Source organism: Streptomyces sp. NPDC058620 (assembly GCF_042717135.1).
Lineage (GTDB): Bacteria > Actinomycetota > Actinomycetes > Streptomycetales > Streptomycetaceae > Streptomyces.
The window spans coordinates 108,875-123,968 of sequence record NZ_JBHXQO010000001.1; the positions used below are offsets into that span (position 1 = coordinate 108,875).

Genomic DNA, 15,094 nt, shown 5'->3' on the forward strand with positions numbered 1-15,094 from the left:
GACCCCCGCCCCCGCCGCCCCCCCCCGGCTCCCCCCCCCGGGGCCCCCGGGCCCCCGGGGGCGCCACGCCGACCGCCCATCGTGAAAGGACCGAGATGGACATCATGGCGACCACCCGGCAGGGGAGGGTCCGGGGCCGGGCCGAGGAGGACGGGATCGCGGCCTTCCTCGGAATTCCCTACGCCGCCCCGCCGTTCGGTACCCACCGCTTCCGCGCGCCGGCTCCCGTCGAACCCTGGGAGGGCGTACGGGACGCGCTGGAGTACGGGCCGACCGCTCCCCAACGGCCCTACCGGCCGCCTCTCGACCGTCTGATTCCCGAGTGGGACATCCCCGGGGACGGCTGCCTCAACCTCAACGTCTGGACCAGGGCACCCGTCGGCGAGCGGCTCCCGGTGATGGTCTGGATCCACGGCGGTTCGCTCCGCAACGGCTCGTCGAGCATGCCGCTCTACGACGGACGTGCCTTCGCCCGTGACGGCGTGGTCCTCGTATCGGTCAACTACCGGCTGGGAGTCGAAGGATTCGGGGTCTTCCCCGACGCACCCGACAACCGCGGCCTGCTGGACCAGATCGCCGCCCTGACCTGGGTCCGGGACAACATCGCCGCCTTCGGCGGAGACCCGCGGAACGTCACCGTGTGCGGGGAGTCGGCCGGAGCGATCAGTGTCGCGGCCCTGATGACCAGCCCCCGGGCGGCTGGTCTGTTCCGCCGGGCGATCCTGCAGAGCGGTCCGCCGCACACGGTGCCGCGCGGCGAGGGCGCGAAGATCGTGCGCTCCATGGCGAAGTCACTGCGGGTGCCGGCCACCGCGGAAGCCTTCGCGGCGGCCGGCCGCGAACGGCTGCTGGACGCGCAGGCCGCGGTGGTCGGCAAGGCCGACCCGATCAGCGGTGGGCCCGGCTTCCACATCGTCGTCGACGACGACGTGGTCCTCGCCGACCCCCCGCTCCCCGAGGCCGACCTGCTGCTCGGGTGCAACCGGGAGGAGTACCGGCTGTGGTTCGTGCCGACCGGAGCGGTGGACCGCATCAGCGCGCTCACCCTGCGCCTCGCCCTGCTGAAGTTCCGGATACCGGGGCGGGTGGCCCGGCTGTACAGGTCCGCCCGGCCCGGGGCCGAACCCGGGGTGATCCTCGGGGAGATGGCCACCGACCTGCTGCTGCGCGCACCCCTCAACCGGCTTGCCGACGCCCGGCCCTCCCGGACGTACGTCTACGAGTTCGCCTGGGGCTCACCCGTCCTGGGCCTCGGGGCGTGCCATGCGCTGGAGATCGGTTTCGTCTTCGACAACCTCCGCCACGGTGAGTCGCTGAGCGGACCGGGCGCTCCGCAGCCACTGGCCGACACCATGCACCGGGCCTGGGTGGACTTCGCCGCCTCCGGAAACCCCGGGTGGTCCGCCTGGGGCTCGCACCGGCCGGTCATGGTCTTCGACCACCCCGGTACGGGCGTGACGCTCGCGCCCCGGGAGGAGGAACTGCGCGTGTGGCTCCAGAGGTCCTAGGAGGACATGCGGCTCCAGAGAGCCTAGGAGGGCTCCCCTTCGACCAGATCCCTGGCCACCAGTGCCGCCTGGAGCACTCGCGCCTCCGCGGGGACCGTGAGGTCCAGGCCGGTCAGTGTGCTCACCCGGTGCAGCCGGTAGTCCAGTGTGTTGCGGTGGATGCACAACTCCGCCGCGCTTTGACGGCGGTTGTGCCCCCGGTCGACGAACACCCGCAGGGTCTCCAGCAGGTACGGATGCCGGCCCAGCGCGTCGAGCTTCCCCGCCAGCCGGGTCAGTGCCTCGCCGGGACGGGCGAGCTGGTACTCCAGCAGCACGTCGTCGAGGCGGTACAGGCCCGGTGGGCGGCCCAGGCGCCGGACCAGTTCCAGTACGCGTCCGGCTTCCGCCGCCGCTGCCGGAACGGCCGCCGGTTCGCCGGCCGGAGCGGCCGCGGCGAAGACACGCTGTGCCGTCTCCTCGGCGAGCCCGGCCAGCAGGGCGTGCAGATCGCATCCGGCCGGCAGCAGCGCGATCCCGGCGACGTGGTCCATCAGGACAGGGATGCCCGCGTGGGCGTCGAGCGACGACTGCACCAGCCTGGCCGGTGGATTCGACTCGAAGGCCAGGACCACGACCTCGTGCTCGCCCACCACCGTGACCCGTGCGGCCGCCGCCAGTTCCTCGTACGGCCGGCCTGCCAGGAGAGCGGTCAGCAGAGCCCGGCGTACCCGCTTGTCCTCGCTGTGGAGGTCCTCCTGGACGCTCAGGTGGGCGAGCACCACCGCGGGCATGGCCGCGTGCAGGCAGGCGAGCAGCTTCGCACCCGCCCCGGCCAGCTCCTCGGGCTCCGCCGTCTCGGTCAGGACCTGCCACCAGGATTCGGCGCCGATGAGATAGGCGGCGGTCACCGCCTCAAGGGGCACACGTTCCTCGGCCCGGCGCGCGGACCACTCGATGAGCCGGGTCAGGTCGCCCGGGCCCATCGCACCGCCGTCCCGCAGCGCCCGGAGCAGCAGACCGTGCACGGCCGTGATCGAGCGCGCCACCACGCCCTCGAGCGTCCGGCGCGGCAGTTCCCCGTAGAACGGCACCTCCGCCGCGCAACGGGCGACCACGGCCGCGGTGATGTCACTGCCCCGGGAAGCCATCCGGGTGTGTAGGTCGGGCATCGGCGCATCGTCACACCGACCGACCCCGCCGTCAATCGTCGCTCGGTGGCGGAGTCGTCCGGTGTACGGGCGGAGCGGCCGAGGGAGCTCGCCCATGAACGGACGGACCCCCCGACCCTCCTCGTGCAAACGTCAGTTCAGCGGAGCGGGGGGCTGGGGGCCGTAGAACGTGAGCGGCGGCCAGCCCTTCGACTCGGCGATCGCGGACAGCGCGTTGGCGACCTCCAGGGGAGTGATGTCCTGCGCCGACGGGTAGCCGTTGGGCCAGTCCACCCGCACGCTGAACGTCATTTCCATCATGAGGTCGGATTCAGCCATGGTCGAGCTGGCCTCGAACTTGGACCCCGGCGAAAACTCCACCGCGGCCGACTGTGCCGCGGTCGACTCCGCCGTGCCCTTGTCGTCGGCCGCGGCCGTTCCGGCCGACGCGAACACCGCGCCGGCTGCGGCCGTCCCCGAATACCCCAGCAGTGACCGCCTGGACATGTTCGACATGGTCCCCTCCTCCAGTCGTTTCCCGCGTTCCGCGGGAGCCGGAACGATCATAGGAACGCCTCGTCGGCGGAGGGGAGGCTTCCGGCAATGAAGAGCACCACGCCCGCCGCCGGGCGGATCGGGCGGACCGCCGTGACGCCGTGTTCTACGCCGTGGGGCCCGTCGGCTCCCCGTCGGAGTCGACGATCGACTCCTCCAGCTTGCGCAGCAGCCGTGCGAGCCGGCGGCATTCGGAAGGCGACAGCCCGCCGAGCATCCGGCGTTCGTTGTCCAGATGTTCCGCGAAGACGGTGTCCACCGTCGCGAGGCCCTTGTCGGTCAGGCGCGAGTAGACGACTCTGCGGTCGTCGGCGTCCCGTTCCCGCACGATGAGTCCGTCCTTCCCCAGACGGTCGATCCGCAGGGTCACACCGGCGGAGGAGACCAGCCCGGAGTCGGCGAGCTGCCCGGCCGTCAGCCGGTACGGGGCCCCCGACCTCCGCAGCGCGGTCAGCACGTCGAAGCCCGCCACGGACAGGCCGTGACGATCGATCGACGTGGTGAGCCTGGTGCTGCAGCGCAGGAAGGAGCGGTGCAGTCGAGCGAGGACCTCCAGCGGAGTCGTGTCCAGCTCCGGCCGTTCACGCGCCCAGTCCTCGATCACGTTCGCGACGGCGTCCCGGTCCGCCGGTCTCGATGCCCGGTGTGGACTGGGTGGACCTCTCCATCCCGTATCCGCCCTCGGCGGGACCCGGCGGCCTGTTCGGCATCGTCGGCATGGTCCGCCCGGTGGACGAGGAGCGCTGCGGCGTCTTCTTCTGGCGCTACCGCAGGGTCGAGGACTGGCAGCGGGCGTCCTGGCGCTTCCTGTACCGGACGCTGATCGAGCAGCGCCACTGGGACGTCCTGGAGCAGGACCGCGTGATGCTGGAGGCCATGCCGGCCGATGCCGACCAGCGGGAAAACCTCTACCAGCACGACCTCGGCGTGGTGCGGCTGCGCCGGCTCTACCGTGCGGCGGCGGAGGCCCAGTCCTCGGTGGGCGCCTGAGAGCCGGCCCCCGGCGCTCGCCCCGCACCATCCGGCCGCGTCCGTCCTACAGCGGGCGCGCGCTCGGTCCGCCTCCGGACCCCGGGCGGGTCCGCTCGCCCCGGGCCAGGGCGGCGAGCCGGGCGTCCGCCCGGTCGGGAGCGTAGAGGCGGTCGACGACCATGGTGGCGGCGCCGGCCAGGGCCGCACGGTCGCCGAGGGCGGAGACGGTCACCGAGAGGTGGGCGGTGGTCCGGGGCAGCGCCCGCTGGTAGAGGAGTTCCCGGACACCGGTGAGGAAGGGGGTTCCCGCGAGGTCCCCCGCGAGCACCAGGACACCGGGGTTGAGCAGGGTCACCACCGTGACCAGGACCTCGCCGATGCGCTGTCCGGCCTCGCGGGCGAACCGTACGGCGTCGGGCTGTCCCGCGGCGAGATGGTCCCGGACACCGGACCCCGATGCGGTGGGCACACCGGCCTCGGTGAGCCGCTGCGCGATGGACCGTCCGCTGGCCACGGCCGCCAGACAGCCGTAGGAGCCGCACATACACAGGGCGTCGGGCCGGTCGTGGAGCCGGATGTGGCCGATGTCGCCCGCCCCGCCGTCGATCCCGCGGTAGACCTCACCGCCGACGACGACTCCGGCCCCGATGCCCGTCGATGCCTTGACCAGGAGGAACGCCCCGCAGCCGGGGTGGTTCGCGCGCTGTTCGGCCAGCGCCATCAGATTGGCGTCGTTGTCGAGGAGGACCGGGAGCGGCTCGCCGGCGGGCAGCGGAGCGACGTGTGCGGCGTATGCCTCGCGCATCCGTTCCTGCACGGGGAACCGGTCCCACCCGGGCATGATCGGCGGCTGCACGATCCGCGCGGACTCCTGGTCGACCGGCCCGGGCACCGAGAGACCGATCCCGCAGACCCGGTCGGGTCCCGTGCCCGCCTCGTCGAGGAGCGGGGCGAACCAGCGTGCCAGCCGGTCCAGCGCCAGGTCCGGGCCGTCCGATATCACCAGCTCGCCGGTGCGCTCCGCGAGGACCGTGCCGGCGAGGTCGAGGACGGCGGCCCGGCCATGACGGGTCTCCAGGTCGGCCACGAGTACGACGCCGTGTGCCGGGTCGAACTCCAGCCGGGCGGAGGGCCGGCCTCCGGTGGACGCGCCGGCTGATCCCCTGAGCCAGCCCGCGCCGAAGAGCTGCTCCAGGCGGTGCCCGACGGTCGACCGCGACAGTCCCGTCGCCTGCTGCAACTCGCCGCGGGTGGTGGCCTCGCCGCTGCGGATGAGCCGCAGCAGGTGTCCCGCACTCGCCCGGTTTCCTGCCATCCCCGCCGACCTCGTCCTCTTCGTCCATGCCCGGAAGCCACCCGCGGCGCCGTCGCCGTATCGGTCCCGGTCGCCGTGATCGGGCGTCAGCCCCTGTCCGCGCCGCTGGTCAGCCCCTCGGTGAGCAGGCGTTCGGCTGCGAGGACAGGAGTACCACGGGGATGGTGAGGACCACCGAACCGGCCACCAGAACGGTCTTGGACACCTCCAGGCCGTTGGCCGGCTGCTGGAGCCCGGTGGCCATCAGCACTCCGTGCGCATGTTCGTTAGGCATGTCACTCTCACTTTTGCTTGTTGGTGAGACATAACTGTGGGATAACTTCAACGTAAGTCAGCGAGCAGGGCCCCTCCCGGCGTATCGGGTGAGACCGAGCTCACTCCCCGCAGGGGAACAAACCCGTACGTCACGCGCGCATGGGACGCCGGAGCCCGGCTGTTCCGCGACGCCCCGTCACGAGCCACCCGTACAGCGCCGTGCGCCGGCGCGAAAGGCACCCATGGAGAAGACCGCCTGTCAGGAACGAGCGCGCGACCGCGCGTCGCTCCAGGAGACGTGGGTGTTCGCCCAGGACCCCGGTCACGACGCTGCCGGGACATGCTTCACGGGGGACACGGATGACATGGGTGACGCGGGTGACGTCCAACTGCCGTACGAGCAGTCGGAGTTGAAGAGGGCGTGCGCCGACGGCGCGCTGAGGGCGCGGGCATGACCTCACTCCTCGATTCCCCGGTGCCCGCCGCCGAGGACGACCCGGCACTTCGGCGTGGCGCCGCGCGGGTGTTGTACGCCAACTGGATGGGCGCCTCCACCGTCCCCTCCCGCGGCCTGTATCCCCACCAGTGGAGCTGGGACTCGGCGTTCATCGCCATCGGCCTGCGCCATCTGTCCGCGCGCCGCGCACAACGGGAACTGGAGACGCTGCTCGGCGCCCAATGGGCCGACGGACGCGTCCCGCACATCGTCTTCAATCCGGCGGTCCCTCTCGACGCCTACTTCCCGAGCCCCGATTTCTGGCGCTCCTCGCGCGACGGCTCCGCGGCCGGAGCCCCCGCGGGCATCGAGACGTCCGGAATCGTGCAGCCCCCCGTGCACGCGCTCGCCGCCTGGCTCGTCCACCTGGCGGACCCGGAAGCCTCGCGCCGCCGCCGCTTCCTGCCCCGTATGTACGAGGCCCTGACGGCCTGGCACGACTACCTCACGGGCGCCCGCGACCTGGGCGGCGGCGGCCTCGCCGCCGTCCTGCACCCGTGGGAGCCCGGCATGGACAACAGTCCGTGCTGGGACGCGCCCCTGCGGCGGATCGAACCGGCAGCGGCGGGCTCCTACCGGCGCGCCGACCTGGACCACGGGGCGGCGGCGGAGCGTCCCACGGATCTCGACTACGGGCGGTACGTGCGCCTCGCCAGTGACTACCGCGACAGCGGATACGCGGACGAGGGCACCCGGCACGCCTTCGCCGTCGAGGACCCGGGTGTCAATGCCCTGCTGATCGTCTCCGAGCACGCACTGGCACGCATCGCCGCCGAGACCGGGGCCGACCCCGCCCCGCACGAGGAGCGGGCCGGGCGTCTCACCGCCGCACTGGTGGAGCGGCTCTGGTCTCCCGAGGCCGGCATGTTCCTCTGCCGCGACCTGGTGGGCGGAGAGCCGATCGCCGAGCGCAGCGTCGCCGGTCTCCTTCCGCTCGTCGTGCCCGGACTCCCGCAGGACCTCGTCGACGCACTGATCGGCACTGCCACGGGCCCGGGCTTCCGGCTCGGCGAGATCCCGATGGTCCCGTCGTACGACCTCACGGGGCCCGCCTTCGACCCGTCCCGCTACTGGCGCGGACCGGCCTGGTTCAACACCGGCTGGCTGCTGGAACGCGGCCTGCGCCGCCACGGAAGGGCCGGTGCGGCGGACCGCCTGCGCACCTCGATGCTCACCGCCGCTGGGGCCTGCGGCTTCGCGGAGTACGTGGACCCGTTCACCGCGGAGGCCCGCGGCACCCGCGAATTCGGATGGACGGCCGCTCTCACCCTGGACCTGCTGGCCCGCGACCCCGCCGAGGAGGACGCGGGCCGCACCGACGGCGTCGTGGCCGGAGCCCTCGTCTGAACGGCGCGCCGGGCGTCCCCGGACGCGCGCACCGCCCCCGGGTGCGGCTCAGGAAGAGGAACCCCGGCCGCTGAGCAGATCGCGTACGCGGTCCACCAGGCCCGCACCCGGTGCGAGCTTGTTGGCGGGCGGGGTGTCCGGCATGGAGGGACGCGGCCGGGTGGGCGCCGTTTCCTTGGCCCGGCGGACCAGCCGGCCGAGCGCTTCCAGCTCCTCGGGTGAGCACGCGGCCGTGAGCTTGGGGAAAAGCTCGGCCTCCTCCTCGCGTACGTGGGAGGCCACCTCGAACTTGAGCTTCGCGACGATGTCGTTGAACTCCGGGTCCTCGGCGTCCCGCTCCTCGAGGTCCTTGAGCATCCGCTCGATCCTGCCGTGGTCCGCGAGCTCCTTGTCCGCGAGCTCGTCACCGCCCGCCACGTGACTGCGTACGGATGGGTACAGGTGCATCTCCTCGGCCACCGAATGCCGTACGAGTTCCGAGGTCAGTCGGTCCGCCAGGAGCCGCCGCTCCGGATGGCCCACCGGCTGCGCCTCGATCTGCGCGAACATCTCCTCGACCTCGCGATGGTCGGCAGTGAGCTCCGCGATCACGTTACCGCCGTGTCCCATGGCCGTTCCTTCCTCGGGTTCCGTCGCCCCCGTACCGCGGGGTGCGGAGACCAGGCCAGCAGGTCGGTGCGGGAATCCCGCGCTCCACGGCCGTGACAGACCCGGCTCTCACCTCTCCGGCCCAGGGCGCGGCGTCGCGCGCGCAGGCCGGAGAGGGGAGCAACGGGGACAATGGCCGCAGAAAGAGAGGTCGGCACCATGAACGGGGAGAACGTCGACGCGGTTCTGGAGCAGGCGCTCGAGCGGCTCGCGCTGCTGGCGGAGGCCAGCAGCGTGCTGGCCAGCACACTGGACGTCGACGCCGCGCTGCGGCGGCTGTGCCGGGTCGTTCTGCCCCCGCTGGGGGACTGGTGCGCCATCGACCTGCTCGGCGAGCACGCGGAGGTCCGCCGCGTCGTGGTCGTCCACCACGACATGGGCAGTCTCCCCACCGGCCATCTGGAAGGCATGCTGCCACCGACGCCCCTGGAATCCTCCGACCCGCTCGCCCGCGTGCTGCGCGGCGTCGGCCCGCTCCTCCTCGACGGGGCCGCCCTCCGTACCGGCGGCGACACCCCCTTTCACGCCGCCCAGCGGGAGCTGTTCGACAGGCTGGACGCCCACAGCGTGATCATCGCGCCGCTGCGGACCCGGCGGCAGGTCCTGGGAGCGCTGACGCTCGCCCGGGGCGCGGGACGGTCACCCCTCACCGACGACGACGTGGCACTCGTGGAGGACGTGGCCCACCGCACCGCGCTGGCCGTCGACAACAGCCAGCTGTTCGCCTCCGTGCAGCACGTCGCCGAACGTTTCCAGCGGTCACTGCTCCCGCCGATGCCCGAGAGCGCGCCCTACGGGGTCGCCGCCCGCTATGCGCCGGCGCCGACGGCCGCCGAGGTCGGCGGCGACTGGTACGACTACTTCCCGATGCCCGACGGGGCCGCCGCTCTGATCATCGGGGACGTGATCGGCCACGACGTACAGGCTGCCGTCAAGATGAGTCAGCTGCGCAACATGCTCCGGGCCCTGGTCTGCGACCGCCAGGAGCCACCCGGTGAAATCCTGAGCCGTCTCGATCTCATCTCCGAAACCCTCTACAGGGGCCATATCGCCAGTTGCATCTGCGGACGCCTGGAGCTCAGCGAAGCGGATGAGTGGCACCTGTACTTCTCCAACGCCGGGCATCCTCCGCCGCTGCTCGTCGAGCACGACGGGGACACCCGCTACCTCGATGACGTGCATGGCCTGATCCTGGGCGTCGACGCCGGACAGAGCCGGCTCGACCAGGACGAGATCCTGCCTCCGGAGTCCACGCTCCTGCTGTACACGGACGGGCTGATCGAACGCCCCGGCGAAAGCGTCGTCGACCGGATGCTCTACCTCCGCCAGCACGCGGCCGCCCTCGCCCGCGAACCGCTGGACACCTTCTGCGACGAACTGCTCGCCGACCTGGGGGCGGGGAGCAGCGACGACATCGCGCTGCTCGCGGTGCGTCTGCCCGGACACCGCGGTCGCTCGCGGGACTCCTCGAAGACTCCGTGACCCCGGCCCGGTACACGGGGACCGCCGTCGCACTCGCGCGGCGGCGGTCCCCGTGACCTTCCGCTACTGAATGCCCGGGATCTCGCGTCCCTTGAAGCCGGCGCGGACCGCGTCGGCCGCGCTCGCGCCGTACATGCGCTGTGCCGTCGCGATCGTCGTCAGCGCCGCGTCCTGGAAGCTGGTGTCGGGCGCGAAGCCGAACTGGGCGTTGATGATGATGCGGTCGGCCACCCGGGCACCGAGCGCGCGCCGGATGTCCAGAAGCGCACGGGACCAGATCTCGCCGTCCGCGTGCACCGACCCCACCCGGTCCCCGTACACCTTGTCCTTGTCGATGCGGCGCAGGCAGTGCGGAGCACTGCTGTAGCTGACCGAGTCCCAGTCCGCCACGCACGCCGGGTCGGCCTTCAGCGGCCAGCCGTACCGGGAGGCCGCGTTGTTGCCGACCTCGACCGCGAGGTAGTCACCGAACGCCTCACCGATGGCTCCGGCCTCCACCGAGGTCCCGAAGCCGGGTACCTGGGCGTGGTGCACCGCGTGTCCGTACTCGTGCACGATCACCTCGGCGTCCTCGGCGTCGTCCACCCCGCCCTTGCCGAAGCGTATTTCGGCCTTCTTGTCGGTGAAGTAGGAGTTGTCCGCACCCCACTGGTTGATACGGACCGGCTGCGCGCGGTCGTTGGCGCCGGGCAGCTCGCTGCCGAAACCGAGGCCCTGGAGGTACTCCTGCGCCTCGTTGGTCCAGAAGTAGGCCATGACCTGCTCGAACTGGTCGTCCTGCCGGGTGTACGAGCCGGCGTCCGCGGTCTTCGCCGACGCGCCGGTGTCCGACCTGACGTAGGCCCACCGCCCGGAGAGTCCGCCACTGCCGTCGAGGTTGCGCAGTGCGGCCGAGGCATAGGCCGAGGCGGGCACCGCGCCGGCCGCGTCCTTCGCGTCGACGAGCGACTGATCGCCCGACGACTGGACGGGGTTGACCATGAAGACGCTGGCCTGCGGGCCGGCCGGGGCGGGGCCGGCTCCGGAGGCCGAGGCCGCTCCGGCCGTGGTGAGCAGAGCCACGATGGCGGTGGCCGAGGCGATCAGCGCGCGGGGTGTGCGGCGAGCCATGTACATCCTCCCGTTGTGGTGCGGGTGACGCCGGAAGCGGGGGGTGGCGCGGGCGTGATCATTGCGCACACGCCCGGCTTTGACCAGACCCCGGAGCACGACGCCGCCTCGCCGGCCGCCGCACGACGGCCCGTACCCCCAGCCCGCCCCTGCCCTCCGCTCCCGCCGCCGCACGCGCCTCAGAAGTTGATCATGTGCCCGGCGAGACCGTGGACGGCCTCCTTCACGGCCTCGCCCAGCGTCGGGTGGGCGTGAACGTTCCGCGCCACCTCGTGGACGGTGAGGTCCCACTGCTGAGCCAGCGTCAGCTCGGGCAGCAGTTCGGTGACATCGGGGCCGATCAGATGCGCGCCGATGATCTCGCCGTACTTCGCATCGCTGAGGATCTTCACGAAGCCGGTCGCGTCTCCGAGGCCGTGCGCCTTGCCGTTCGCCGTGAACGGGAACTTGGCGACCTTCACGTCGAAGCCCTGCTCGCGCGCCTGCGCCTCCGTCCAGCCGAAGCTGGCGATCTGCGGCTGGCAGAAAGTGGCGCGCGGGATCATCCGGTAGTCGAGCTCCATCGTCTCGGCGTCGGCGATCGTCTCGGCGGCGATGACACCCATGGCCTCGGCGGCGTGCGCGAGCATCAGCTTCGCGGTCACGTCGCCGATGGCGTAGATGTGCGGCACGCTGGTGCGGCAGCGGCCGTCCACATCGATCGCGCCGCGCTCGGTGAGGGCTACTCCGGTCGCCTCCAGGCCGTAGCCGGTGACGTTCGGCGCGAACCCGATGGCCTGGAGGACCTTGTCGGCCTCCAGCACCTTCTGGGCGCCGTCCTTGCCGGTGACGGTGACGCGGACCTGGGGGCCCGACTCGTCGATCGTCTCGACGCGGGTGGAGGTCAGGACCTCGATGCCGAGCTTGCGGTACTGCTTGGCCAGTTCCTTGGAGACGTCCTCGTCCTCCAGCGGCGCGACCCGGTCCAGGAACTCGACGACGGTTACCTTCACGCCGTAGTTGTGCAGGACGTACGCGAACTCGATGCCGATGGCTCCGGCGCCCGCGATGACGATGGACTGCGGCACACCGTCCGCGAGGATCTGCTCCTCGTACGTCACCACGCGTTCGCTGCGGGCGGTGCCGGGCAGCAGGCGCGGGGTGGCGCCGGTGGCGATGACGCAGTTGTCGAACGTGATGGTCTGCGTGGTGCCGTCGGACCCGGCCACCTGGAGGGTGTTCGCGTCGAGGAACGTGCCCCGCCCGTCCAGCTCCGTGATGCCGTTCTTCTTCATCAGATAGTGGACGCCCTTGACGCGGCCGTCCGCCACCGTGCGGCTGCGGCGGAACGCCTCGCCGTAGTCGAAGGAGATCGTCCCGTCGACCTTGATGCCGAAGGTCTTGGCCTCATGGTTGACGATGTGGGCGAGTTCGGCGTTGCGCAGCAGCGCCTTGGTGGGGATACAGCCGACGTTGAGGCACACACCGCCCCAGTACTTCTCTTCGACGACCGCGACCCGCTTGCCCAGTTGGGCGGCGCGGATGGCGGCGACGTAGCCGCCGGGGCCGGCTCCGAGTACGACGACGTCGAAGCGCTCGTGCATGACTTGTCCTTAGGGTCGAGGTGGCCCGTAACCGAGGGCACGCGTTGGCCCCCTCACCCTAGGGCCTCTCGTTCGCGTCACTCCGGAGCCGGGCGCGCTGCAGCTCGCGGGCGAGGGTGCGGCGCACGGAGGCCGTTGCGGTGGTGGTGACCTCCGCGGGGAGGTCCAGGCCACGGCCGACCCGGTCGTACGCATCCCGGTAGCCGCCGGGCAGCGTCGTCGCGTGCGTTCTCAGGTCGTCTTCCACGAGGCGTCGCAGTGCGTCGACGTTCCGGGGCGTGAATCGTTTCCGCCCCCTGGTGAGGGCGTGGACGCAGGGGCCGCACCGGGCGGTGTCGCCGAGGGTCTCCGCGAGCTCCTCGGCGAGGCCCCACAGGCGGCCTTCGAGCCACGGCACGTCCTGCTGGTCGAGGGCGAGTTCCATCGGCGGCGGGGCCCCCGTCCTGTACTTCGCCACCTGCTTGGACACGGCGGGCTGGCTCATCCCGGTGAGCCGGGCGATCCGGTCCTGGGTCCAGCCGAGGCCGACGAGCACCTGGATCATCCCGGCGCGCAGTTTCCGCATCTCCTCGCCCGCGCGAATGACCTCGTTCATGCCGGCGAGCAACTGCTCGGCCTGCTCCCCGGTCAGCGTGCCCGGGGTCTGGTGTTCGCGCTCTTCGCCTGCCACGACTCGGTTATACACCGGGAGCGGCACGCGACCATAACCGGGTTGTATAACCAGGTTATGGCTGGCATGGTTACGGCATGCCTACTTTCTCCGCACCCGATGGAACCCGGCTCGCCTACCGCGTGAGCGGAGAGGGACCGCCCGTCGTCTGCGTCCCCGGAGGCCCTGCGGACTCCGCGTACCTCGGTGACCTCGGCGGACTTTCGGAACACCGGCAGCTGATCGCCCTGGACCTTCGCGGCACCGGCCGTTCCGCGGTACCCGATGACACCTCCTCGTACCGGTGCGACCGCCTTGTCGACGACATCGAGGCATTGCGCGTCCACCTGGGGCTCGCTCGGCTGGATCTGCTCGGTCACTCCGCGGGCGCGAACCCGGCGGTCCAGTACGCGGCCCGCCTGCCGGAACGCGTCGCCAGGCTCGCCCTGATCGCGCCCGGCACCCGTGCCGTCGGCATCGAGATCACCGGCGGGACCCGGCGCGCACTCGCGCGGGCACGGCGGGAGGAGCCGTGGTTCCCCGCGGCGTTCCCCGCCCTGGAGGCGATCACCGACGGCACCGGCAGCGACTGGGAGGCCATCGCGCCCTTCCTCTACGGGCGTTGGGACGACGCGGCGCGGGCGCACCACGCCGCGAGCGCTCCGGACAACCCGGAGGCCGTCGCTCTCTTCGCGGCCGACGGCGCCTTCGACCCGGCGGCCACCCGTACGGCGCTCGGCGGCTGCCCGGCTCCCGTGCTGGTGCTCGCCGGAGAGTTCGACCTGAACAGCCCGCCGTGCGCGGCGGAGGAACTCGCGGGGCTCTTCCCCGATGCGGCGCTCGTCGTGCAGCGGCGGGCAGGGCATTACCCGTGGCTCGACGACCCCGCCCGCTTCGTGGAGGTCACTGCCGCATTCCTGGGCCGGTGACACAGCACCCCCGGAGCCTCGTCAGGGCCTTCGCGGTAGAGGTCGGTGAGCAGCGCCATGGCCCCCTGTCCAGGGGCAGTCCGAGGCGGCCGGGCGCCGGGCGGAGTGCTTGACCTCAAGTCGAGTCGAGGTTCTAGCGTTCTCGGTGACGAAAGGAACACGACTGTGACGACCTTGGTTACGGGTGCCACCGGGAACACCGGAAGGCACGTGGTGGCGGAGCTGGTCCGCCGGGGAGAGCACGTCCGCGCACTCACCCGCAGTCCGGCCGCGGCCGCGGGAACGCTCCCGGCCGCAGTGGAACTGGTGGCCGGTACGCATACGGCACCGGAAGGTCTGGACGCCGCCTTCGACGGCGTCAGCCGTTTACACGTCACGGTGACGGCCGGCCTCGCCGAGGCCGGGCCCGAGTTGGTGCGGCGGGCCGTCGACGCGGGCGTGCGGCGCATCACCGTGGTGTGGGGCGGTGGCGTGGGGCCGGTGGAGAGGGCGGTGGCGGACTCGGGTGTGGAGTGGACACGCCTGGAACCGCAGGAGTTCATGTCCAACACCCTGAGCTGGGTGGAATCGATCCGGTCCGAGGGGGTCGTGCGCGAGCCGTACGACTTTCCCAGCGCGATCGTCCACGAGGCCGACATCGGAGCGGTGGCGGCTGTCGCGCTGCTCGACGACGGCCATGCGGGACGCGCCTACAACCTCACCGGGCCCGAACCGCTGACAACCGGTGAACGCGTCGCGATCCTGTCGGGGGCGACCGGCCGGGACATCTCGTTCGTCCGGATCACGCACGAACAGGCCGTCGACAGGCTGGTGGCCACCGGTGTCTCCCGAGCGGACGCCGAGTACGTCGTCGGCTGGTACGCGGCTTCCGACGCCGCCTCAAGGACCGTCGTCGACACCGTCGAGCAGGTGACCGGCCGCCCCGCACGGACGTTCACGCAGTGGACGGCCGAGCACGCGAAACGCTTCTGAGGAGCCGGAGTCACGTCCGACCGGGCGGTGGGGGGGGGGGGGCCCCCGGGGACGGCCCCCCCCCCCCCCCCGCCCCCCGGCAAGCCCCCCGGGGGCCCGCCCCCACCCCAAACCCAGGAATCCGCACCCCCCCCCCGCGCCCC

14 protein-coding genes and 2 pseudogenes are annotated in these 15,094 nt (G+C 71.9%); 7 read left to right on the top strand and 9 right to left on the bottom strand.

Translation table 11 applies throughout. From position 1 onward, the window contains the following. The first annotated feature begins 95 nt into the window (after positions 1-95). Positions 96-1,508, top strand: coding sequence for a carboxylesterase/lipase family protein (locus tag ACFWSK_RS00480; protein WP_383779902.1), 1,413 nt, complete (start codon positions 96-98; stop codon positions 1,506-1,508). 23 nt (positions 1,509-1,531) lie between these two features. Here ACFWSK_RS00480 and ACFWSK_RS00485 read toward each other — a convergent pair whose 3' ends face one another. The 3 genes from ACFWSK_RS00485 to ACFWSK_RS00495 all read right to left on the bottom strand — a co-directional run bounded on the left by ACFWSK_RS00485 (position 1,532) and on the right by ACFWSK_RS00495 (position 3,797). After that, positions 1,532-2,659, bottom strand: a complete 1,128-nt coding sequence (locus tag ACFWSK_RS00485) for a PucR family transcriptional regulator (protein WP_383779905.1) — start codon at positions 2,657-2,659, stop codon at positions 1,532-1,534. 132 nt (positions 2,660-2,791) lie between these two features. Then, positions 2,792-3,154: a hypothetical protein gene (locus tag ACFWSK_RS00490; protein WP_383779908.1), complete on the bottom strand. Its 363-nt coding sequence runs from the start codon at positions 3,152-3,154 to the stop codon at positions 2,792-2,794. A gap of 145 nt (positions 3,155-3,299) precedes the next feature. Then, on the bottom strand, positions 3,300-3,797 hold the full coding sequence (locus ACFWSK_RS00495) for a MarR family winged helix-turn-helix transcriptional regulator (RefSeq protein ID WP_383779911.1): 498 nt from the start codon (positions 3,795-3,797) through the stop codon (positions 3,300-3,302). A 38-nt stretch (positions 3,798-3,835) separates the two neighbouring features. On the opposite strand from ACFWSK_RS00495, the pseudogene ACFWSK_RS00500 reads away from it, so the two are divergent. Beyond that, positions 3,836-4,183, top strand: a pseudogene (locus tag ACFWSK_RS00500) (3-phenylpropionate dioxygenase); the annotation flags it as partial. Between the two features lie 46 nt (positions 4,184-4,229). Here the strand turns inward: ACFWSK_RS00500 and ACFWSK_RS00505 are convergent. Together ACFWSK_RS00505 and ACFWSK_RS00510 are read right to left on the bottom strand one after the other, a co-directional pair. Next, positions 4,230-5,480, bottom strand: coding sequence for an ROK family transcriptional regulator (locus tag ACFWSK_RS00505; RefSeq protein ID WP_383779914.1), 1,251 nt, complete (start codon positions 5,478-5,480; stop codon positions 4,230-4,232). 86 nt (positions 5,481-5,566) lie between these two features. Further along, positions 5,567-5,724: pseudogene (locus ACFWSK_RS00510) on the bottom strand (carbohydrate ABC transporter permease); the annotation flags it as partial. Between the two features lie 253 nt (positions 5,725-5,977). On the opposite strand from ACFWSK_RS00510, the gene ACFWSK_RS00515 reads away from it, so the two are divergent. After that, complete coding sequence (locus tag ACFWSK_RS00515) at positions 5,978-6,190, top strand: hypothetical protein (protein ID WP_383779917.1); 213 nt, start codon at positions 5,978-5,980, stop codon at positions 6,188-6,190. After that, on the top strand, positions 6,187-7,578 hold the full coding sequence (locus ACFWSK_RS00520; RefSeq protein ID WP_383779920.1) for a trehalase family glycosidase: 1,392 nt from the start codon (positions 6,187-6,189) through the stop codon (positions 7,576-7,578). The genes ACFWSK_RS00515 and ACFWSK_RS00520 overlap by 4 nt, the downstream gene beginning before the upstream one ends. 48 nt (positions 7,579-7,626) lie before the next feature. On the opposite strand, the gene ACFWSK_RS00525 is transcribed toward ACFWSK_RS00520, so the two are convergent. After that, positions 7,627-8,187 carry a hemerythrin domain-containing protein gene (locus ACFWSK_RS00525; RefSeq protein ID WP_383779923.1) on the bottom strand — a complete coding sequence of 187 codons (561 nt, stop codon included), beginning with the start codon at positions 8,185-8,187 and terminating at the stop codon, positions 7,627-7,629. Positions 8,188-8,358: 171 nt separating this feature from the next. Here ACFWSK_RS00525 and ACFWSK_RS00530 point away from each other — a divergent pair, with 171 nt between their 5' ends. Then, positions 8,359-9,708 carry a PP2C family protein-serine/threonine phosphatase gene (locus ACFWSK_RS00530; RefSeq protein WP_383779926.1) on the top strand — a complete coding sequence of 450 codons (1,350 nt, stop codon included), beginning with the start codon at positions 8,359-8,361 and terminating at the stop codon, positions 9,706-9,708. Positions 9,709-9,771: 63 nt separating this feature from the next. Here the strand turns inward: ACFWSK_RS00530 and ACFWSK_RS00535 are convergent, their stop codons facing one another. The 3 genes from ACFWSK_RS00535 to ACFWSK_RS00545 all read right to left on the bottom strand — a co-directional run bounded on the left by ACFWSK_RS00535 (position 9,772) and on the right by ACFWSK_RS00545 (position 13,071). Continuing rightward, positions 9,772-10,818 (bottom strand): M36 family metallopeptidase, encoded by a 1,047-nt coding sequence (locus tag ACFWSK_RS00535; protein ID WP_383779929.1) that lies wholly within the window; start codon positions 10,816-10,818, stop codon positions 9,772-9,774. Positions 10,819-10,997: 179 nt separating this feature from the next. After that, positions 10,998-12,401 (bottom strand): dihydrolipoyl dehydrogenase, encoded by a 1,404-nt coding sequence (gene lpdA, locus ACFWSK_RS00540; RefSeq protein ID WP_383779932.1) that lies wholly within the window; start codon positions 12,399-12,401, stop codon positions 10,998-11,000. A 58-nt stretch (positions 12,402-12,459) separates the two neighbouring features. Then, complete coding sequence (locus ACFWSK_RS00545) at positions 12,460-13,071, bottom strand: sigma-70 family RNA polymerase sigma factor (RefSeq protein WP_383779935.1); 612 nt, start codon at positions 13,069-13,071, stop codon at positions 12,460-12,462. Between the two features lie 77 nt (positions 13,072-13,148). Here ACFWSK_RS00545 and ACFWSK_RS00550 point away from each other — a divergent pair, with 77 nt between their 5' ends. Together ACFWSK_RS00550 and ACFWSK_RS00555 are read left to right on the top strand one after the other, a co-directional pair. Further along, the gene (locus ACFWSK_RS00550; RefSeq protein WP_383779940.1) at positions 13,149-13,979 is read left to right on the top strand and encodes an alpha/beta fold hydrolase; all 831 of its coding nucleotides are present in this window, start codon (positions 13,149-13,151) and stop codon (positions 13,977-13,979) included. 165 nt (positions 13,980-14,144) lie between these two features. After that, complete coding sequence (locus ACFWSK_RS00555; protein ID WP_383779943.1) at positions 14,145-14,951, top strand: NmrA family NAD(P)-binding protein; 807 nt, start codon at positions 14,145-14,147, stop codon at positions 14,949-14,951. Positions 14,952-15,094: the final 143 nt, after the last annotated feature.